The organism is Streptomyces sp. NPDC002623, assembly GCF_053592635.1.
The window spans coordinates 15,884-36,209 of record NZ_JBSFWB010000055.1 but is presented as its reverse complement, the minus strand read 5'-3'; the positions used below and the strand labels follow the sequence as shown (position 1 = coordinate 36,209).

The 20,326-nt window shown below is 68.8% G+C and carries 18 protein-coding genes; 10 read left to right on the top strand and 8 right to left on the bottom strand.

Going from position 1 to position 20,326, the window contains the following annotated elements:
• Nucleotides 1–49: 49 nt before the first annotated feature.
• A complete protein-coding gene (locus ACWD4O_RS45235; protein WP_451288915.1) occupies nt 50–1,918 on the bottom strand; it encodes a sigma-54-dependent Fis family transcriptional regulator in 1,869 nt (622 codons plus the stop codon).
• Between the two features lie 259 nt (nt 1,919–2,177).
• On the opposite strand from ACWD4O_RS45235, the gene ACWD4O_RS45230 reads away from it, so the two are divergent.
• The 10 genes from ACWD4O_RS45230 (at nt 2,178) to ACWD4O_RS45185 (ending at nt 12,905) form a co-directional block, all read left to right on the top strand.
• On the top strand, nt 2,178–3,821 hold the full coding sequence (locus tag ACWD4O_RS45230) for a methane monooxygenase (RefSeq protein WP_451288913.1): 1,644 nt from the start codon (nt 2,178–2,180) through the stop codon (nt 3,819–3,821).
• A 64-nt stretch (nt 3,822–3,885) separates the two neighbouring features.
• Nucleotides 3,886–4,917 carry an FAD-binding oxidoreductase gene (locus tag ACWD4O_RS45225; protein WP_451288912.1) on the top strand — a complete coding sequence of 344 codons (1,032 nt, stop codon included), beginning with the start codon at nt 3,886–3,888 and terminating at the stop codon, nt 4,915–4,917.
• Nucleotides 4,918–4,955: 38 nt separating this feature from the next.
• Nucleotides 4,956–6,086 carry an aromatic/alkene monooxygenase hydroxylase subunit beta gene (locus ACWD4O_RS45220; RefSeq protein ID WP_451288911.1) on the top strand — a complete coding sequence of 377 codons (1,131 nt, stop codon included), beginning with the start codon at nt 4,956–4,958 and terminating at the stop codon, nt 6,084–6,086.
• Complete coding sequence (mimD, locus tag ACWD4O_RS45215; RefSeq protein ID WP_450952778.1) at nt 6,083–6,436, top strand: propane 2-monooxygenase effector subunit MimD; 354 nt, start codon at nt 6,083–6,085, stop codon at nt 6,434–6,436. Before ACWD4O_RS45220 ends, mimD begins: the two co-directional genes overlap by 4 nt.
• Before the next feature lie 18 nt (nt 6,437–6,454).
• Nucleotides 6,455–7,462 (top strand): amidohydrolase family protein, encoded by a 1,008-nt coding sequence (locus ACWD4O_RS45210; RefSeq protein WP_451288910.1) that lies wholly within the window; start codon nt 6,455–6,457, stop codon nt 7,460–7,462.
• A complete protein-coding gene (locus ACWD4O_RS45205) occupies nt 7,459–8,181 on the top strand; it encodes an iron-sulfur cluster assembly protein (protein WP_451288909.1) in 723 nt (240 codons plus the stop codon). The genes ACWD4O_RS45210 and ACWD4O_RS45205 overlap by 4 nt, the downstream gene beginning before the upstream one ends.
• Entirely contained in the window at nt 8,178–9,203 is a 1,026-nt protein-coding gene (locus ACWD4O_RS45200; protein WP_451288908.1) for an NAD(P)-dependent alcohol dehydrogenase, read from the top strand. The genes ACWD4O_RS45205 and ACWD4O_RS45200 overlap by 4 nt, the downstream gene beginning before the upstream one ends.
• Nucleotides 9,204–9,351: 148 nt before the next feature.
• Complete coding sequence (gene groL, locus ACWD4O_RS45195) at nt 9,352–11,013, top strand: chaperonin GroEL (protein WP_451288906.1); 1,662 nt, start codon at nt 9,352–9,354, stop codon at nt 11,011–11,013.
• Between the two features lie 192 nt (nt 11,014–11,205).
• A complete protein-coding gene (locus ACWD4O_RS45190; RefSeq protein WP_451288905.1) occupies nt 11,206–12,558 on the top strand; it encodes an Nramp family divalent metal transporter in 1,353 nt (450 codons plus the stop codon).
• A 20-nt stretch (nt 12,559–12,578) separates the two neighbouring features.
• Nucleotides 12,579–12,905 (top strand): putative quinol monooxygenase, encoded by a 327-nt coding sequence (locus ACWD4O_RS45185; protein WP_451288904.1) that lies wholly within the window; start codon nt 12,579–12,581, stop codon nt 12,903–12,905.
• A gap of 37 nt (nt 12,906–12,942) precedes the next feature.
• Here the strand turns inward: ACWD4O_RS45185 and ACWD4O_RS45180 are convergent, their stop codons facing one another.
• The 7 genes from ACWD4O_RS45180 to ACWD4O_RS45150 all read right to left on the bottom strand — a co-directional run bounded on the left by ACWD4O_RS45180 (nt 12,943) and on the right by ACWD4O_RS45150 (nt 20,249).
• Entirely contained in the window at nt 12,943–14,610 is a 1,668-nt protein-coding gene (locus ACWD4O_RS45180) for an NAD-dependent malic enzyme (RefSeq protein WP_451288903.1), read from the bottom strand.
• 129 nt (nt 14,611–14,739) lie between these two features.
• Nucleotides 14,740–15,180 (bottom strand): SRPBCC family protein, encoded by a 441-nt coding sequence (locus tag ACWD4O_RS45175; RefSeq protein ID WP_451288902.1) that lies wholly within the window; start codon nt 15,178–15,180, stop codon nt 14,740–14,742.
• A gap of 75 nt (nt 15,181–15,255) precedes the next feature.
• Entirely contained in the window at nt 15,256–16,002 is a 747-nt protein-coding gene (locus ACWD4O_RS45170; RefSeq protein WP_451288901.1) for a maleate cis-trans isomerase family protein, read from the bottom strand.
• 90 nt (nt 16,003–16,092) lie between these two features.
• Entirely contained in the window at nt 16,093–16,938 is an 846-nt protein-coding gene (locus tag ACWD4O_RS45165) for an alpha/beta fold hydrolase (RefSeq protein ID WP_451288900.1), read from the bottom strand.
• Between the two features lie 6 nt (nt 16,939–16,944).
• Entirely contained in the window at nt 16,945–17,700 is a 756-nt protein-coding gene (locus ACWD4O_RS45160) for an acetoacetate decarboxylase (RefSeq protein WP_451288899.1), read from the bottom strand.
• 13 nt (nt 17,701–17,713) lie between these two features.
• Nucleotides 17,714–18,892 (bottom strand): homogentisate 1,2-dioxygenase, encoded by a 1,179-nt coding sequence (locus tag ACWD4O_RS45155; protein WP_451288898.1) that lies wholly within the window; start codon nt 18,890–18,892, stop codon nt 17,714–17,716.
• A 40-nt stretch (nt 18,893–18,932) separates the two neighbouring features.
• A complete protein-coding gene (locus ACWD4O_RS45150; RefSeq protein WP_451288897.1) occupies nt 18,933–20,249 on the bottom strand; it encodes a hypothetical protein in 1,317 nt (438 codons plus the stop codon).
• Between the last annotated feature and the right edge of the window lie 77 nt (nt 20,250–20,326).

Sequence of the window (20,326 nt, the reverse complement as noted above, 5' to 3'; positions counted from 1 at the left end):
GTCTCGCTCGATTCGGTCCTGGGCTCAGGTGATGCCGACGTCCCCGGCGTCACCCGCCGTCCGGACCCAGCCGGATCCCGAATGCCGTGATCTTCCGGTAGATCGTCGCCCGTGAGATGCCCAGCGCCTTCGCCGCCTTCGCCTTGTCGCCACCGTGATCGAGCAGGGCTTGGACGATCAAGTCGCGCTCTGTGGACTCCCAGGTGGACAAGGGGTGTTGAGCCTGGGAGAGAAGGGAAGGCGGGAGGTCTGCCTGCTCGATCAGCGGGCCTGTGCGGTGCGCCTCGGCATAACGGAGCGAATGTGCGAGCTGACGGACGTTGCCCGGCCAGGGCGCGCGGGAGAGTGCGCGCAACGCGCTGTCCGAGCATCGGGTGTCTCCGCCCTGGCGCGTGATGAGGCAGGTCACAAGCTGCGGTATGTCGGCCGTACGGTGCCGCAGAGGCGGCACGCTGACCTCGGCGCCGAACCGTGGCCGCACAGCGTCGAGGGGGTTTCTGCCCTTCTGCGGGACGCTCGCGCCCGGCAGCGTGAGCCGGTCGCGTGTGAGCAGCGCGGCGACCCATCCCGTGCGTCCTGCCGTGCTGCGCAGCAGGGTGTCGAGCTGCCGAAGCACCTGCTCGGACAACACTTCGACATGGCGCAGGACCACCGTGCCCCGGTCCTCGGCGAGGTTCTGGAAAACAGCCCGGAGCCAGTCGGCCGCACCGTCGCGCGTGTGGACCGCGTCGTGCACGGCGTACGGCACAGTCGGTGCGACGTGCCGGTGCACGGCTCGCACGAGTTCCTGTTTCCCTGTGCCCGCCTCTCCGTCCACGAACGTCCAACGACCCTGCCCGCAGTGGCGGATCAACTGGCTGACCACCCCTTGAAACGCGGGGCTGGAGCCGACGATCCCTGGAAGATGCGCCGCCCGGGCGACCGGTCGCGGCTCGGGCTCCTCCTGGTCCGCGACCAGCCATAGTTCGAACAAATATCCGGCCGGCTGTTCGCCGTGTGTCTCGCCCTCGACCTGTCGGCCGCGCACCCGTACGGCACGCCCGTCACTGAGGGACATCCGCTGTTCGCGCAACCCCTCCGGGTGCTCGACCAGTTCTCGCAGCCTGCGGTGGTCGTCCGGGCCGAGCAGTTCCATGGCGACCGCGTCGGCCAGCAGCAGCCCGTCGGAGAGCGTGACCAGGGCCCTCCGGGAGCTCTGGCGTGTGGTCAGAAAGGCACGCAGAACCGCTCGTTCACGCTCTGAACCGATGTGGAGCAGCCGCTCCTCGATGTCGGCGGCGGCTTCCCGGACCAGCGCCATCATCAACGGCGAGGCCGTGTCCTGCCAGGACGTCAGATCGATCAGGCCGATCACCCGGCCGCTGGCCGGATTGCGGATGGGCGCGGCCGCGCAGGAAACCCTCTGCAACCGCTCCGAGAAGTGTTCCGAGCCGAACACATGCGCCGTGCGACCGTCCTCGGCGGCCGTGCCGATGCCGTTCGTGCCGACGTACTCCTCGGCGTAGCTGAAACCCGGTGCGAGACAGATGTCGTCGAGATGCCGGTGCAACGCCCGGTCGCCGGTTCTGCGCTCCCGCACCCTGCCCTTGGAGTCGGTGAGGATCAGCGCCGTCGGGGTGCCTTGGAGGGCGTCGGAGAGCCGGTCGAGGACCGGGTGCGCAGCCGTGGCGAGCCGGGAGTGCGGGTCGAAGTCGGCGTTGTACGGGGCCTGGATGCGGTCGGTGTCCACACCCCAGAAGCGCGAGCGCTGCCAGGAGTCGAGGATGGGAGTCCGCACCTCGGAGGCCGGGACGCTCCCGCCCTCCAGGAACAGGGTCCGCGCGTGGATGGGGTTGAGGCGTGGGACAGGACGGTCCCGACCGGGCTCGGGCGAGTGGGCGGAGGAACTCGTCCGCTCCTCGGGTTCCAAGGGTTCCATCGGCTCTGTGCCTTCTGCCGTGATGACGCCTCGTGTCGCTGCGAAGGCGCTCCTGGTTCGGGTACTGCCAGCACGCTAAGTCCGGCCACCGGCGGGCGGCCATACCCGCGTCGCGACTCGTGTCTCAGCTTGAGATGAACCGCTGCCCCACCAGCCCTCACGATGGGCGACGCCCCGGTGACCGACGGCAGTGCGCCGCCGCGGAACCGGACCGATCGAGCCATCCCTCGCCGCCCAGTCAGCCGGAGGAGTCTCACCCGTGAGTCGACAGAGCCTGAGCAAGGCGCACAAGAAGATCACCGAACTGTCGTGGGATCCGACGTTCGCGACCCCCGCCAACCGCTTCGCAACCGACTACCGCTTCGACAAGGCCCCGAAGAAGGATCCGCTCAAGCAGGTCCTGCGCTCCTACTTCCCGATGGAGGAGGAGAAGGACAACCGGGTCTACGGCGCGATGGACGGCGCGATCCGCGGCAACATGTTCCGCCAGGTCCAGCAGCGCTGGATGGAGTGGCAGAAGCTGTTCCTGTCGATCATCCCGTTCCCCGAGATCAGTGCGGCCCGCGCGATGCCGATGGCGATCGGCGCGGTGCCCAACCCGCAACTGCACAACGGGCTCGCGGTCCAGATGATCGACGAGGTACGCCACTCGACGATCCAGATGAACCTCAAGCGCCTCTACATGAACCACTACATCGACCCGGCCGGCTTCGACATCTCCGAGAAGGCGTTCGCCAACTGCTACGCCGGCACGATCGGCCGCCAGTTCGGCGAGGGGTTCATCACCGGTGACGCGATCACCGCCGCCAACGTCTACCTGACGCTGGTCGCCGAGACCGCCTTCACCAACACCCTGTTCGTGGCCATGCCCGCCGAGGCCGCCGCCAACGGCGACTACCTGCTGCCCACCGTCTTCCACTCGGTCCAGTCCGACGAGTCCAGGCACATCTCCAACGGCTACTCGATCCTCCTGATGGCCCTCGCCGACGAGGACAACCGCCAGCTCCTGGAACGCGATCTGCGTTACGCCTGGTGGAACAACCACTGCGTGGTGGACGCCGCCATCGGCACCTTCATCGAGTACGGCTCCAAGGACCGCCGCAAGGATCGCGACTCGTACGCGGAGATGTGGCGGCGCTGGATCTACGACGACTACTACCGGTCGTACCTGATCCCACTGGAGAAGTACGGCCTGAAGATCCCGCACGACCTCGTCGAGGCGGCGTGGAAGCGGATCTGGGACGACGGCTACGTCCACAAGACCGCCCAGTTCTTCGCCACCGGCTGGCCCGTCAACTTCTGGCGGATCGACGGCATGACGGACGACGACTTCGAGTGGTTCGAGTCCAAATACCCCGGCTGGTACGCCGAGTACGGCGCCTGGTGGGAGGCGTACAACCGGCTGCGGCACCCCGGCCGCAACAAGCCGGTCACCTTCGAGGACGTCGGCTACCAGTACCCGCACCGCTGCTGGTCCTGCATGGTGCCGTGCCTGGTCCGGCAGGACATGGTGGTCGACAAGGTCGACGGACAGTGGCGCACGTACTGCTCCGAGACCTGCGCCTGGACGGACACCACCGCGTTCCGGCCCGAGTTCGAGGGCCGGCCCACCCCGTCGATGGGCCGTCTGACCGGCAAGCGCGAGTGGGAGACCGTGTACCACGGGCAGGACCTCGCCGACATCGTCCAGGACCTCGGCTACGTCCGTGACGACGGGAAGACCCTGATCCCGCAGCCGCACCTGGACCTCGACGACCCGAAGAAGCTGTGGACGCTCGACGACGTCCGGGGCAACACGCTCCTCAGCCCCAACATCACGCTCAACGAGATGTCCGACGCGGAGCGCGAGGCGCACATCGCGGACTACCGCAGCCGCAGCAACATCACGCCGTCGGCGCACTGACCCATTCAACGGCAGGGGCGGCGACGAACCGTCGCGGGGTCGCCGCCCCGGAAGGCTGGTCCTGGTGGGCGACAAGCACCGTATCCGATTCGAACCGGTCGGCATCGAGATCGAGGCCGACGAGGACGAGACCGTCCTGGACGCCGCGTTCCGTCAGGGCGTCGGGCTCATGCACGGCTGCAAGGAGGGCCAGTGCTCGTCCTGCAAGTCCTTGCTGCTGGAGGGCGACCAGCAGATGGAGCGCTACTCCACCTTCGCGCTGGCCGACTACGAGAGCGAGGAGGGGTACGTCCTGCTGTGCCGGACGCACGCCTACAGCGATCTGACCGTCGAACTCATCAACTACGACGAGGACATGCTGCTGGGAGGCATCCCGCCGCGCCAGGTCGGCGCCACCGTCTCGGCCGTCGAACCCCTCACGCACGACATCGTCCGGCTGACCCTCGCCGTCGCCCCGACCGACGAACTGCCCTACCGCACGGGTCAGTACGTGGACATCGAGGTACCCGGCACGCAGCAGTGGCGCTCCTTCTCCATGGCCGGACAGCCCGGCGAAGGAACCGGCGGCACGCTGGAGTTCATCATCAAGCGCTATCCCGGCGGGCTGTTCTCCGGTCTGCTCGGCGACACCCTGCGCCCCGGCGACCCGCTGAAGGTCAAGGGCCCCTACGGCACCTGCGTCATGCGCGACGCACCCGACCGTGACCTGATCCTCCTCGCCGGCGGTGCCGGCATGGCCCCGATCCTCGCCCAGCTGAGCGGCCTCGCCGCCGCCGGAACCGCCCGCCGTACCCGCTTCTACTACGGCGCCCGCACCGAGCGGGACCTGTTCGCCCTCGACGAGATCGCCGGACACGGCAGCCGCATCGCCGACTTCGCCTTCGTCGCGGCGCTCTCCGAGGACACCTCCGGAGCGTACGAACAAGGCCTCATCACCGAGGTCGTCGACCGGCACGAAGGCGATCTGTCGGGGGCCGACGCCTACCTCTGCGGCCCCCCGCCCATGTGCGACGCCGCGCTGGAACTGCTCACCGGCAAGGGCATGCCCGAGGAACGGATCTTCCTCGACAAGTTCACCACCTCCACCGACACCTGATCCGACCCGATCCCCGACCGATGCGAGGAGCCGTACGCATGGCCACTCAAGCCGAGAAACCAGTCAAGAGCGAACGAAGCTTCCCCAAGCCGCAGTTCACCGATGCCGAGGCGGGAGCGCTCGTCTTCCCGAGCTCCAACAGCCGCGCCTTCTCCTACTACCGGCCGCAGAAGCTGCGGGCCACGATGTACGAGGACGTCACCTTCGACGTCCAGCCCGACCCTGAGCGTCACCTCCTCCAGGGCTGGATCTACGGCTTCGCCGACGGCTCCTCCGGCTACCCGCAGGACTGGACCGCGGTCAAGTCGTCCGACTGGCACCGCTTCCTCGACCCCAACGAGGAGTGGGAGCAGACCATCTACCGCAACAACGCCAACGTCGTGCGGCAGGTCCAGCAGAACCTGGCCAACGCCCACAAGGCCGACGCGTACCAGCAGTGGAGCCGTTCCTGGGTCTCCTTCGTGGAGCGGCACGTCGGCGCGTGGATGCACGCCGAACAGGGCCTGGGCATGCATGTGTTCGTCGCCGTCCAGCGCTCCGCGCCCACCAACATGATCAACAACGCGCTGGCGGTGAACGGTACCCACAAGCTCCGTTTCGCCCAGGACCTCGCGCTGTACAACCTGGACATCGAGGAGCAGCTACCGGGTTTCGACGGCTCCGCGCACCGTGAGGTGTGGCAGTCGGACCCCGCCTGGCAGGGCGTGCGGGAGAACGTCGAGCGGCTGACCGCCACAACGGACTGGGCCGAAGCTCTGTTCGCGGCGAACCTCGTCTTCGAACCCCTCGTCGGCGAGCTGTTCCGCAGCCACCTCGTCCTGCAGATCGCCGCCCGCAACGGGGACTACACCACTCCCACCGTGATGGGCGCCGGCGAGAACGACTACGACCGCGACCTGCGCTATACCCGCGCCCTGTTCTCGCTCCTGCTGGGCGACCAGGCCCACGGCGCCGGCAACAGGACCACCGTCCAGGAATGGCTGGAGCGGTGGGTGCCGGTGAGCCTCGGCGCGGCCCGCCGGCTGCAGCCGCTGTGGTCGCAGCCCGGGGAGAAGCCGGTCCGCTTCGAGGACAGCCTCGACCGGGCGAAGGAGCGTTTCGGCCGCCTGGTCGAGGACCTGGGCCTGCACGCCCCCGCCGACCGTACGAGCGAGAGGACCGCCAAGTGACCACCGTCCCACAGCCTTTCAGCGCTGACCGCACCTCCTCGAACATGTGCGGCGTCACGCTGATGAACAACCAGAACGGCCATGTGGTCGCCGACGTCATGCGGGGCAAGGAGAACGTCACCGTCACCGACTTCCCGTCGATGATCCGCGTCGACGCCGAGCGGGTGCTCACCTTCGACTTCGACGAGATCTCCAAGGCCCTCGGCTTCGACTTCGACCAGTCCGACTTCGAGGAGATCATGTCCACCCACTACGGACGCATGGTCCACCTCGACGACCGCACGGTGCTCTTCGCCAATCCCGAGGACGCCGCCGAGTACATCGACTTCGACCTCAGCCCGGTCGACTGACGCCTCGGAGAGGAACCCATGTACCACAAAGACGGCGTCGACTACTTCATCGTCGACGGGCACATCCACTTCTGGGACGCGAGCGAGGAGAACACCTCCAACAAGTACGGCGAAGGGTTCATCCGCTGCTTCTACGACTACCAGCGCAACCTCAGCCCCCAGGAGTGGGTGTGGCCGCTGGAGAAGTTCCGTAAGTACAGCGAACAGGACCTGGTCCACGACCTCTTCGAGACCGGATACGTCGACTGGGGCATCTTCCAGCCCACGTACCTCAACGAGTTCTATCGCCAGGGCTTCAACACCACCGCGCGCAATGGGGAGTTGGCCCGTAAGTACCCCGACCGGCTCATCGCCAACGGCTCGTTCGACCCGCGCGAAGGCGAGGCCGGCCTGGAGCGGCTGCGGCAGCTGCACGCCGAGTGGAACCTGCGCGGGGTCAAGCTCTACACCGCCGAATGGCGCGGAGCGTCGAAGGGCTGGAAGCTCAGCGACCCCGAGGCGCACGACTACCTGGTGCTCTGCCAGGAACTCGGCATCCGCAACATCCATGTCCACAAGGGCCCCACCATCTGGCCGCTGAACCGCGACGCCTTCGATGTCGCCGACATCGACCACGCGGCCACCGCCTTCCCCGGCCTGAACTTCATCGTGGAGCATTCCGGCCTGCCCCGCCTGGAGGACTTCTGCTGGATCGCCACCCAGGAACCCAACGTGTACGCGGGCCTGTCGGTGGTCATGCCGTTCATCCACTCCCGGCCCCGCTACTTCGGCCAGGTCATCGGCGAGCTGTTGTACTGGCTCGACGAGGACCGGATCGTGTTCGGCAGCGACTACGCGATCTGGAGCCCGAAGTGGCTGATCGAGAAGTTCGTCGACTTCCAGATCCCCGAGGACATGCAGTCCGAGTACGGCGTCCTCACCACGGACGTCAAGCGCAAGATCCTCGGCCTCAACCACGCGCGGCTGTACGACCTCAAGGTCCCCGGCAGCGCCCAGGTCCCGCTCTCCGCAACGGCTGTGGCATGACAACCGTCACCGAGGCCGTCGACCGGGTCACCGCCGTCAACTCGGCTCTGGCGGCGGTGCTCGACCCGGAGCTCGACCGGCCCATCACCGATCTCGGTTTCGTCCGGGCCTTGAGTGTGGACGCCGACGGCTCGGTGGAGGCCAGACTCCGGCTGCCCACCTACTTCTGCGCCCCCAACTTCGCCTGGCTGATGGTCGAGGACGCCCGCCGCGCGCTCGTCCGACTGCCCTGGGTGAGGCAGTGCACGGTGATCCTGGAGGACCATTTCGCGTCCGACGAGATCAACCAGGGTGTGAGCTGCGGCAAGTCCTTCGGGCAGGCCTTCCCCGGCCTCGCCGACGCCGACCGCATGGAGGAACTGCGGGTCTCCTTCCTGCGCAAGGGACACCTCGCCGCCCAGGCTCGCCTCGGCAAACGCCTCCTCGAACGCGGCTGGACGCTTCGTCAACTCGTCGAGGCCGCCTTCGGTGACCTGCCGGAGCGGTTGACGGTGACGCTGCGCAGACGGCGCGCGCTGCTCGGCCTGCCCGCGGACGCCACGGCACCGCTCTTCGCCGACGACGAGGGGCGTGCGGTGCCCGCCGCCGGCCTGGAGCGGCATCTGCTGCGAGGCCGCACGGCAGGTGTCGGCATCAGCACCAACACTGAGTTCTGCGAGGGACTGCTGGCCACCCGCTATGACACACCGCAGGCGCGTCGAGAGGAGGAAGCGTCGTGAAAGCCGTACGCCTGCACCGCTACGACCACCGGCCGGCGCTCGACGAGGTACCCGACCCGGTCGTCTCCGGACCGCTGGACGTGATCGTGCGAATCGGCGGCGCCGGAGTGTGCCGGACCGACCTCCACATCATCGAAGGCCAGTGGGCGGCCAAGAGCGCAGTGACCCTGCCGTACGTGCAGGGGCACGAGAACGCCGGCTGGGTCGCCGAGGTCGGCTCGGCGGTCACGGGCCTTGCCCCGGGCGACCCGGTGATCCTGCATCCGCTGGTCACCTGCGGACTGTGTGCCGCCTGCCGACGCGGGGACGACGTGCACTGCACGGCGAGCACCTTCCCCGGCATCGACGCGGACGGCGGCTTCGCCGAGTACCTGCGCACCAACGCCCGCGCGGTCGTCCCGCTCGACCCGGGCCTCGCCCCGGCCGAGGTGGCCGCGCTCGCCGACGCCGGCCTGACGGCGTACCACGCGGCGAAGAAAGCGGCCCGGCAGCTCGCACCCGGGAGCAAGGCCGTGGTGATCGGCGCGGGCGGGCTCGGGCACATCGGCGTCCAGGTACTACGCGCCCTCACCCCTGCCGAGCTGATCGTCGTCGACCGATCGCCGGAAGCCCTCAAACTCGCCGCGAAACTCGGCGCGCACCACACCGTCGTCGCCGACGGCAGCCAGGTCGACCAGGTCGCCGCGCTCACCGGAGGGGAGGGCGCGGCGGCCGTCCTGGACTTCGTCGGCGAGGGCGGCGCCCTGGAGGACGGGGTCCGGATGCTGCGCCGGGCCGGCGACTACTACGTCATCGGCTACGGCGGCACCCTGACCGTGCCGACCATCGACATCATCTCCACCGAAATCAACTTCGTGGGCAACCTGGTCGGCTCCTACACCGACCTGGTGGAGCTGATGGACCTCGCGGCACGTGGACTGGTCACCCTGCACACCGTCACCTATCCACTGGCCGACTTCGGCCGCGCCCTGGACGACCTGGACGAGGGCCGGGTGCGGGGACGTGCCGTGCTCGTGCCCTGAAGCCGCAACCCCATACAGGTGGCGGCGGACGATCCGTGGACTCTTCCCAGGCCGAAGAGTCGGCGCACCACGGAGCCTGCACCCGACCGCCGCCACCGCTCCACCCTCATCTCTCATCCGTTTCCGCAGGCCGGAAGGAACGACCGCCATGGCGAAGGAACTGCGCTTCAACGCCGAAGCGCGCGCACTGCTGGAGAGCGGGGTGAACGCGCTCGCCGACGCCGTCCGCGTCACCCTGGGCCCGAAGGGCCGCAACGCGGTCCTGGAGAAGCTGACCGGACCGCCCACCATCACCAACGACGGCGTCACCATCGCCCGCGAGATCCAGCTCAAGGACCCCTTCGCCAACATGGGCGCCCAACTGGTCAAGGAGGTCGCCACCCGCACGAACGGCGACGTGGGCGACGGAACCACCACCGCCACGGTCCTCGCCCAGGCGATCGTCCGCGAGGGACTGAAAGCGGTCAATGCCGGGGCCAACCCAGTGCTGCTGAAGAACGGTATCGAGGCCGCCGTGGCCGCAGCTGTCGACTCACTGACCTCCCAGATGCGGCCCGTGCGCACCGATGACGAACTCGTCCGGGTGGCCGCCCTGTCCGCCAACAACGACCCCGTGATCGGCGAGGCCATCGCCGAGGCGGTGGCACGCGTCGGTCGCACCGGAGTCGTCACCGTGGAAGAGTCGTCGGCGTTCGGACTGAGCGTCGAGTACGCGGAGGGCCTGGAACTCGACAACGGCTGGCTCTCCCCGTACATGGTCACCGACCAGGGACGCATGGAGGCCGTCCTGGAGAAGCCCTACCTCCTGTACTGCGACACCAAGATCACCAAAGTGCAGGAGCTGATGCCCGTCCTGGAGCGGGTCATGGGCACCGGCTCCCCTCTCGTCGTCATCGCGGAGAACGTCGACGGACCCGCCCTCGGGATGCTCGTCACCAACGCCGCGCACGGCACCTTCCGTTCACTGGCGGTGCGCGCCCCCGGCTTCGGCTTCAGGCGGATCGCCGAGCTGGAGGACATGGCCGCGCTCACCGGCGGGCGCGTCATCACCGGAACGGCGGGCCGCACCCTGGAGGGCGTCACCCTGGACGACCTGGGGCGCGCCGACAGGGTCATCGCCACCGAGCGCTCCACCACCGTCCTCGGCGGAGCCGGCGGCGACGCACGCATCGCCGAACGCATCGAGAACCTCAAAACCGAGCTGGAGCGTGCCACGAACGAGCACGACCGGGACAAGCTCGGCGAACGCATCGCCAAGCTCTCCGGCGGGGTGGCCGTCATCCGGGTCGGTGCCGCGAGCGGTGTCGAGCTCAAAGAGAAGCAGATGCGCCTGGAGGACTCCCTCGCGGCGACCCGGGCCGCGGCCGAGGAAGGTGTCGTCGCAGGCGGCGGCGCGGCTCTGCTGCACGCCCGCACGGCCATCGCGGCCCTCGACCCCCTCAGGCTTTCGGGTGAGGACACGGCGACGGGCCGTGCGATCGTCGCCAAGGCGCTCGCCGAACCGCTGCGTTGGATCGCGATCAACGCCGGCCTCGACCCCGACGAGGCGGAGACGAAGGTGGCCGCGCTGCCCGTCGGAAGCGGTCTGGACGCGCTGCGCGGCGACTACGCCGACCTGCACCAGCGCGGCATCATCGACCCCGTCAAGGTCACCCGCAGCGCCCTGCTCAGCGCCGCGTCCATCGCCGCGCTGCTGCTCACCACCGAGACGCTGATCGTCGAGGAGATCATCGGCAACCCCGGTTCCATCCACTCCCCGGAGATCGGCGACCTCGCAGAGGGACTGCCGCGGCCGTCCAACATCCCGTAGCCGCGGCGGGGCAGACCGTACACCTCTCCTCGCTCCCATGGCGGTTTGGATGCCCACCACTCACCCGCGACCGGCGAACTCGCCGAAGGGCTGCCGCGGCCACCCGACCTCCCCGGCCATGGCGGGCGGCAGGGCTGTACCCCCTGCCGCCCTCTCCCCTGGCCATCCCTGTGACCACAGAGAGGCGACACCATGGCGGCCGATTCCTCCCCGGCCCGGTCCGGAGAGCTCGATCTCCCCACCACGACCACCACTCACCCCGACTCGCAGGGCCGCACGCCGGGCGAGCGGCACCCCCGACTGCGCTCGGGGGTGTCGTACACCCTGCTCGGTCCGGCGTTCATCGCCGCGGTCGCCTACGTCGACCCGGGCAACTTCGCCACCAACATCCAGGCCGGCGCGACCTTCGGCCCACTGTTGCTGTGGGTCCTGGTCACCGCGAACATCGTGGCGATGCTGCTGCAGTACCTCTCCGCCAAGCTGGGCATGGCGACCGGCAAGAGCCTGCCCGAACTGTGCCGCACCCGCTATCGGCAGCCGGTCGTGTGGGGGCTGTGGATACAGGCGGAGGCTGTCGTCGTGATGACCGACCTCGCGGAGGTGGTCGGCGGCGCCATCGCCCTGAACCTGCTGTTCAATCTGCCGCTCTGGCTGGGTGGTGTGGTCGTCGGAGCGGTCTCGCTGCTCCTGATGCCGATGCGCGGTCGCGGGCGACGCCGGTTCGAGGTGCTGATGGCGGCGGGGCTGGCCTGCCTGCTTGCCCTCTTTCTGGGACAACTACTCGGCGCCGGCGCCCCGTTGGCGGGCATGGCCGACGGGCTGAAGCCGGCCCTGGCGGGTTCCGACAGCATCGTCCTGGCCGGCGGGATCGTCGGCGCCACCGTGATGCCACACGTCATCTATCTGCACTCGGCCCTCACCAGCGACCGCTACAGCCTCTCCCTCCCCCCGGCAACCGAGGAACTGTCCGCCGACCCCGACCGGCCGCTGCGCCGCCGCCTTCTGCGCCACATACGCACCGACGTGCTGATCGCGATGTGCCTGGCGGGAGCCGTGAACGTGGCGCTGCTGGTGTCGGCGGCCACCCTGTTCCACCCCGGAGTCCCCGAGGCCGCCGACTCGCTGGGCGCGGCGCACGACGCGTACGGGCGGCTGGTCGGACCGCTCGCGGCGCTGGCCTTCGCCCTGGCACTGCTGGTCTCGGGCCTCGCCGGCACCAGCGTCGGCATGTACGCGGGCGAAGTGGTGATGGGCGGTTTCCTCGGTCGACGGATCCCGGTGCTCCTGCGCAGACTCGTCACGATGACGCCCGCCATCGTGGTTCTGGCAGCCGGGGCAGGTCCGACGGAGAGCCTGGTGATCAGCCAGGTCGTCCTTTCCTTCGGTATCCCCTTCGCCCTCATCCCGCTGGTCCTGCTCACCCGCGACCGTGCCGTCATGGGCCGCTGGGTGAACCGGCGTACGACCACGCACGGCGCCTGGGCCGTCAGCGCGGTGGTGGTGGCGCTCAACGTGGCGTTGCTGGTGAGCCTGTTCGCGAACTGAGCACAACAGAGGAGGGTTCCATGATCTTCATCGCCGTACGCTTCCCTGTCCGCCCCGAGTACCGGGACCAATGGCTCGACCGAGTCTCCGACTTCACCGTCGCCACGCGCGCCGAGCCCGGCAACCTCTTCTTCGAATGGTCCGTCGACACCACCGACCCGAACCGCTTCGTCCTTCTGGAAGCCTTCGCCTCCAGCGAGGCGGGCCTCGAACACGTCAACTCCGAACACTTCAAGACCGCCATGTCCTGGATGCCGGACATCGTCGCCGAGACGCCCGACATCGTCAACGTCGAGACCGCGGGCCAGGGCTGGTCGCGGATGGCGGAGATCACCCCACGGATGTGATCAACGGCCCGCGCAGTCGCCGGGCATCCACATGTGCCTAGACCTCATAGCGGGGCGTCCACTGCGCCGCCGCGATGGCCTCGCGTAGCGCCTCCTCCGAAGCCTTCGGGGCGACCTGGTCCTCGACGGCGGCGAGCGCCGCGGCCAGAGCGACCTCGCGAGCGGCCTCCGGCATCCCTCTCAAGGGCGGCAGCAGCGGCACGGGCCCGTCGTCGCCGTCCGCCGACCGAACGGCGCACTGAGCGACGGCGCGGGCAGCGGCCACGAGCATGCCGTCGGTCACACGTGTGGCCCGGCTCGCGGTCACCGCGAGCCCCATGGCCGGGAAGACGTACACATTGTTCGACTGCGCCACCGGCACCTCTCGCCCGTCGACCTTCAACGGTGGGAAGGGGGAGCCGGTGGCGATCAGCGCCCGGCCGTCGGTCCAGCGGGTGAGGTCCGCGGGGTCGGCCTCGGCGTGCGAGGTGGGGTTGGAGAGCGGGAAGATGACCGGCCGCGCGCAGGTGGAGGCCATCTGCCGGACGATCTCCTCGGTGAACGCACCGTGGGCGGTCGACAGCCCGATGAGCGTCGTCGGCTCGACGCGGCGCACCACCTCGGCGAGGTCTGTACCGGGCCAGTCGGCCGCGTCACCGTCGTCACGTGCGTAGACCCGCTGCTCCTCCGTGAGATCGGCGCGTGAGCGCAGCAACAGGCCGTCGACGTCCACGATCCAGAAGCGAGCCGCGGCCTCGGTTTCCGACAGGCCTTCCTCGGTCATGGCCGTACGGATCATGTCGGCGACGCCGATGGCGGCCGACCCCGCGCCCAGGAGCACCACGCGCTGCTCGGACAGTGGGGTGCCGGCCACGTCGGCCGCGGTGGACAGTGCGCCGAGGGCGACGGCCGCGGTGCCCTGGATGTCGTCGTTGAAGGTCAGCAGCCGGTCCCGGTACCGCGTGAGGATCGGGCGCGCGTGGACGGTGGCGAAGTCCTCCCACTGCAGCAGTGCACCCGGCAGTTCCGTCTCGACCGCCGAGACGAAGGCCTCCACCATCTCGTCGTACTCGGCACCGGTCAGTCGGACTGCCCGCCGGCCCAGGTAGCGCGGATTGTTGAGCAGTTCCTCGTTGTCGGTACCCACATCGAGCAGGACCGGCAGGGTACGGGCGGGATGGATGCCGCCGATCGCCGTGTAGAGGCTGAGCTTGCCGATCGGGATGCCCATCCCGCCGACGCCCTGGTCGCCCAGTCCGAGGATGCGCTGCCCGTCGGTGACGACGATGACGTCCACGTCCTGGTCCCGGTGGGGGCGGTTGCGCAGGATCTCCCCGAAGCGGTGCCGGTCCTCCCAGGTCAGGAACAGGCCGCGCGGCCGCCGGTAGATCTCGCTGAAGCGTTGGCAGGCTTCGCCCACGGTCGGTGTGTAGACGACGGGCAGCAGTTCCTCGAGGTGGTCGGTGACCAGACGGTAGAAGAGGACCTCGTTGGTGTCCTGCAGCTGTCGCAGGTAGATGTGCCGGTTGAGCGGCTTGTCGTAGCCGCGGAACGCCTCGTAGGCGCGGGCGACCTGCTCGTCGAGGGTCTCCACCGCCGGGGGCAGGAGCCCGTCGAGACCGAGTGCGGAGCGTTCGCTCGGGTTGAAGGCTGTTCCCTTGTTGGCTAGGGGGTCGGCCAGGATCGTGGCGCCGGGGCTTTTGGTCGGTCGGGGGTCATGGGGCATGGTGTGGTCCATCGTGTGCTCGCGATCGGAAACGGCAGGGCGTCCGGGTAACCCCCGGACGCCCTTCGATGTCACGGCTCTCAGATTGACGGCAACGGAGCCGGTACTACTTCCGGGTCCGTGCCAGGACTAGGGGTAGGTCGCGCCCCTCTTCTCGCGGGCGAGGACGTCCTCGACGAAAGCCTTGAGGTTCGCCACGGAGCGGGTCTCGGTGTCGGACGACACCGTCACGGTCGCGGCCTGACCTCCGTCGTCGACGACGCGACGGAAGAGCGTTCCGTCAGCGACTTCCTCGAAGGTGTACGAGATGAAGCCGGGCAAACCGATGAGCTGAATCGTCACGCGCCGGGGGCGCTCGTGCTCCACCACCTTCCAGACGAGCTCCAGCGTGCCGTCGGCCGTGCGGATGAACTCGGTGAACTCGTCACCCGGCAGGAACGGCCGCTCGATGGTTCCGGTGACGGCCCTGGTGAGGACGTGCCACTGGGGCCAGAAACGGACCTGGGTGACGATGTCGAAGACCCGGTCCACGGGACCGTTGATGGTCGTTTCCATGGGGATGGGAGACATGGCTGCATTCCTTGAGGGGTGGGGGGAGCTGTTGTCCTGGGCGAGGGGGGCGTAGGGACCCCCGGGTGCTTGCTGTCAGGCCTTGCGGAACAGGGCGCCGGCGCCGTCGGCGACCGGATCCAGACCGAGCGTGCGCAGGACCTTCCAGGAAGTGGCCGCAGCCGCGGTGACGATCGGTAGGCCGAGGCGCTTCTCGGCGGCCGGGATGGCCGGCAGGGACGGCATCTGCACACACGCCGAGAGCACGACGGCGTCGACGCCGCGCGTGTCCAGGCCGGCGGCGATGTCAGGCAGCCGGGAAGGGTCGAGGCGGCCGACGGCGAGGTTGTCGTCGACCTCCAGGCTGATCGAGTCCTGGACCTCCACGCCCTCGGACTCGATGTAGTCGGCGACCAGGCGGGTCAACGGCTTCATGTAGGGAGTGACGATGGAGACCTTCCGGGCGCCCAGGTGGTGCAGCCCCTCCACCAGCGCGCCGGCACTGGAGAGCACGTCCACCGCGCACCCGTTCTCGGCAGCGGTGCGGGTCAGGTCGGCTTCGATGCCCCGGTGCACGCCGATGCCCTGGGACATGATGGCGACGAGGCATGCGTATGCCATCACTTCGACCTGGGCGTCGGCGAGTTCGATCGCCGCACGGCCCGCATCGGCGTTCATGGCCGCCAATTCGCTTTTCTCCACGGTCTTCATGCGCATGCGGCTGGCGTGGAAGGTGAACTGATCGCCCGTCAGCGCGCTCTGCCGACGGAGGATTTCGGGGATCTCGGTCTCCATGGTGGTGTTGGAACTCGGCACGAGCAGGCCGATCCGGTGACTGGACATGAATGCTCCTCAGCAGTTGGGTCGGGAGAAGAGGGGGCCGTGATCGAGCCCGGGATGGAGAGGTTCGGCACCCGGTCGGGACATGTCGGGCTAAGGAGCGCTTGGCCCCAGGTGAAGGGCGGACTGCAGCATGTGGTCGAGCAGCGGCCAGACCGTCTCGGGGTTCTCAAGGTGGGGATAGTGGCTTGCTCCGGCGAGCACGGTGACGTCAGGACAGGCCTTCGCCAACTCGGCGGGCGGACAGATCGGATCGTGTTCGCCGGCGGCGAGTACCACCTCCTGCGCCCGACAGGCAGCGATCAGCCCGGGCAGATCCGCCGCGCCGACTGCGAGAACTGCGGGGTCCGTGACGGCTTCCCACCGCTCCCCGTCGCCGACGACCAACGAGTCGCACAAGGGTGACTCGTTGGTCACCACATCGCTCATCGCGGCCACGGCCAGTACGAATTGCACGGCGTCGTCCCGAGTGGCGAAGACAGGTGCAGGGGCCGCTGCAACTGCGGCCATCAGTTCCATGTCCTCCGCGGACCAAGTGGGTTTCACGCCCATCGCGCACACGGCGGCCACATCGATACCGAACCACCCGCTGGCCAGGGTGAGGGCGACCACGCCGCCGAGGGAATGGCCCACGACGTGCACCGGCGCGCCCTGGGGGAGGTGGCCCTTCACGGCTTCGGCGACGTCGGCCGCCATCCTTCCGTAGCTGTATCGGGTCAGTCGGGGGGACCTGCCGTGCCCGGGGAGGTCGGGCACCAGCCAGCTGCCCGGCCACCGTTCCCGCAGCAGGTCCTCGACGGCGTGCCACACCTGCCCGTTCCCCAGGCCGCCATGGAGCAGCACCAGCACCGGCCCGTCCGTACGGCCACCGCGGCGGAGGAACAGTCCGCCGCTGCCCGCCTCTTGATGCTGCGAGGTGTCGTCCAACGACATCGTCATCGTCTCCTATGCTGCCGAAGTGGGATCGAGGTAGTCGAAGACCGGCTTGACCGGAGCCAGCGACAGGTCGGTGAGGATGTGGCTGGCCGAGACCACGTCGACGACCGGCAGGTCGGCGAGCGGCGCGAGCACGTGGTGGAAGAGCTGGAGCCGGGCGGGGCCCGTCCAGGCCTCCTTGACCGTGACGTCGGTGATCTGGGTGCGGACCAAGTCGGCGACCCGGGGCCGGAAGTCGTAACCGGGCACGATCTTCACCATGTACGTCGGCACGGTGATCTGCCGCAGTGCCTCTCCCGGGTCGAGCCGCCGGTGTTTGTAGCCCATCGTCGCGGTGGCCACGCGCAGGGTGCCGAAGTCAAGGGTGCCGACGAGGGCCCCCTGGTCGACGTAGAGCCGGGGAGACCCCATGACCTTGGGGTAGGCGGACAGTTCGCGGCCGCCCGCTGTGGCCGGGAAGTTGTCCAGGTACATGGCGTGCAGGTACTCGCCCTGCTCGCCCTCGAAGTCCACCGGAATCGCGATGCCGGCCTCGGTGTAGGGGCCGAAGCCGCCGCCGACGTCGCCCATGTGCATGACCTCGAAGCGCACCAGGGGTTCGCCGACCGTCAGCGGTTCGGGGACGACGGCCCGCAGCGCCTCGGGATCCGTGCGGTAGACGATGTTGAGGTACTCCCGGTCGATGAACCGGGTGCCGGACGGCATCGGGTAGGCGGGTGCGGTCAGCGGGGTGTTCAGCTGGCTGATGACCTGATCGGTGCGCATGACGAGTTCCCGATCAGGCGTTGCGCCAGGTGGCGAGGTAGTCGGGATTCTCGACGGCCAGGGCGCCCTCGCCGAGTTCGAGGGGGCGGAAGGTGTCGATCATGACGGCCGTCAGGCGTTTGATGTCGACCTTGCCGGCGTTGTAGGCGTCGACGGACCTCTCCAGCTCGTTCGCGTGCGGACCGTGGATGAATCCCGCCGGGTGCCACGTGATGGCACCCTCGTCGATGCCGTGTCCGCCACGAGCGCCGCTCGCCGCTTCGACGTAGTACATCAGCTCGTCGGAGTCCACGTTGGCGTGGTTGTAGGGGACGATGACCGCCTCCGGGTGGTACTCCACCTTGTGCGGGACGAAGGAACAGACCACGAAGCCGGGCCCCTCGAACGTCTGGAAGGTGGGCGGCGGTTGGTGGATGCGCCCGATGATCGGCTCGTAGTCGTCCATGTTGAACGCGTACGGGTAGAGGTGGCCGTCCCAGCCGACGACGTCGAAGGGGTGGTGGGCGTAGGTGTAGCGGGTGCCGCCGGCTCGGTGGCGTACGTACACGTCGACGTTGTCGCCCTCCACGACGTACGGCTCGGCGGGCGCCCGCAGATCCCGTTCGCAGTAGGGGGAGTGCTCCAGGAACTGGCCGCGGGGGGAGAGGTAGCGCTTGGGCGGGTGGATGCCGCCGGTCGACTCCGTGATCAGCAGCCGAACGGGCTCGTCGCCGGTGGGAACCCAGCGGTGCGTGGTGGAGGTGGGGATGATGACGAAGTCGCGCGGGCCGACGTCCAGCACACCGAACACCGTCTCGACGCGGGCGGTGCCGGACTGGACGAAGTACATCTCGTCGCCCATGGCGTTGCGGTACAGCGGGCCGGGCCGGTCGGCGGCGACATGACTGACCCGCACGTCCTGGTTGGCCGCGAGCAGGCGGCGGCCGTTGACGGCGTCGCCGCCCTCGTCCAGCTTGCGGGTGCGCACCAGACGAGGCTTGAGCGGGTGGTTGGGCGTGGTCTCCTGACCGGGGATGTCCCATGTGCCCACGTCGACCACATCCGTGGGGGCGTGGGTGTGGTAGAGGAGGGCGGACTCGGCGGAGAAGCCCTCGGTGCCCATCAGTTCCTCGCGGTACAGCCCGCCGTCGGGCTTGCGGAACTGGACGTGGCGTTTGTGGGGAACACGGCCCGCGGAACGGTAGTACGGCATTTCTGCCTCCAGAAGAGCGTGTTGTGCGGCTGCGGCGGGGTCAGGACGTGCTGACGCGCTCGGCGAGCCACTTCGTGACGATCTCCCCGGCCTTGTCGCGCGGGTTGTAGTCCACCGGCGCGTTCGGCAGCAGGAAGAGGTAGTGGTGGGCGTGGGCGAGGGTGAGGAACGTCTTGTCGGCTGCCGGGACGCGGGAGTAGATCTCCTCCTGCTCCTCCGGGTAGGCGTCGGTGTCGCCCAGCGGTGCGACCACGAGAGTGGGCACGGTGATGTGCTCGGCTGCGTGTGTCCACTCGGCCTGCGCCGACAGGCCGCTCCAGGTCGACAGCCAGGCCCTGGCGGTGAGGATCCGGCCGAGAGAGTTGGGGCCGTAGGAGCCGCGCAGCGGATGGCCGCCGGAGAAGATGCTGCCCGGGACTCGGTCGTTGGGGTGGATGGTGGGATCGGTGTGCGCCGGGTTGGCGACGGTCCCGTAGACGGTCAGATACGGCGACATGAGCGCGCGCCGGGCCAGGGGCGAGCTGAGGTTGTCGCGGTCGACGACGCGCCGTGTCTCCTCGTAGTCGGCGATCAGCGTGCGGGCGATGACGTCGATGCGTCGGGTGCGGGCGCGCTGCCCCTCGCGGTACGCGGCCACCCACTCGGGTGCGTACTTGCTGGGCTCAGGGAAGGGCTGGTAGCCGTTGGCCGGGTTGAACATGTCCAGCTCGGGGTCGATCGCTGTCGGGTTCGCCTCGTCGACGACGGCCGGGTCGAGCATATTGAGCATGATGACGCCCTCGCCGGCGTGCGGGGCGAGCGCGACGTAGAAGTCGGCGGCCGGCATGTCCTCCTCGGCGAACCGGGTCAGTACGCCGTGCGGGCCGTGCGTGTGCCGCTGTTCGGGCGGCAAGGACGCCTGCCACTGGTAGTAGGACAGGAGCGAGGTCCCGCCGCTGCTGCCGATGAGCACGATGTCCTCGAAGCCGCGCTCCTTGAGCATGCGCATGCCCGCCGCGGTGTCCAGGACCACTTCCTCGTGGACCATGTCGCTGTCGTTGTTCAGCGCACGGCTGGTCTGGCCCCAAACGGCGTATCCCGCATGGAGCAGATAGGGGCTGAGGTACTGGCGGGACTGGTTCTCCCTGGGATGCATGAAGACAGCGACCGTCTTGGGGCGCGGGCCCGGCGGCAGGTGCAGCAGCCCGAACGAGAACGCCCCGTCCGAGGCCGTGATGTCGATGAACTCACGCTGTGTGCCCTCCGGGAGCTGATCCATCCGGTAGGCGTTGACATTGCCGCGCACCCGCCGCTCGGGTGTGACGAACAACTCGGGAAGCGGCAGATCGGGGAGTCGATACCTGCTCTGTGCAGTCATGTCGGGTCCTCACAGGGGCGACAGAGGGGAAGTTCCTGGTGAGAGCCATGCGCACCAGGTGTGGCGGGGGCAGGCCC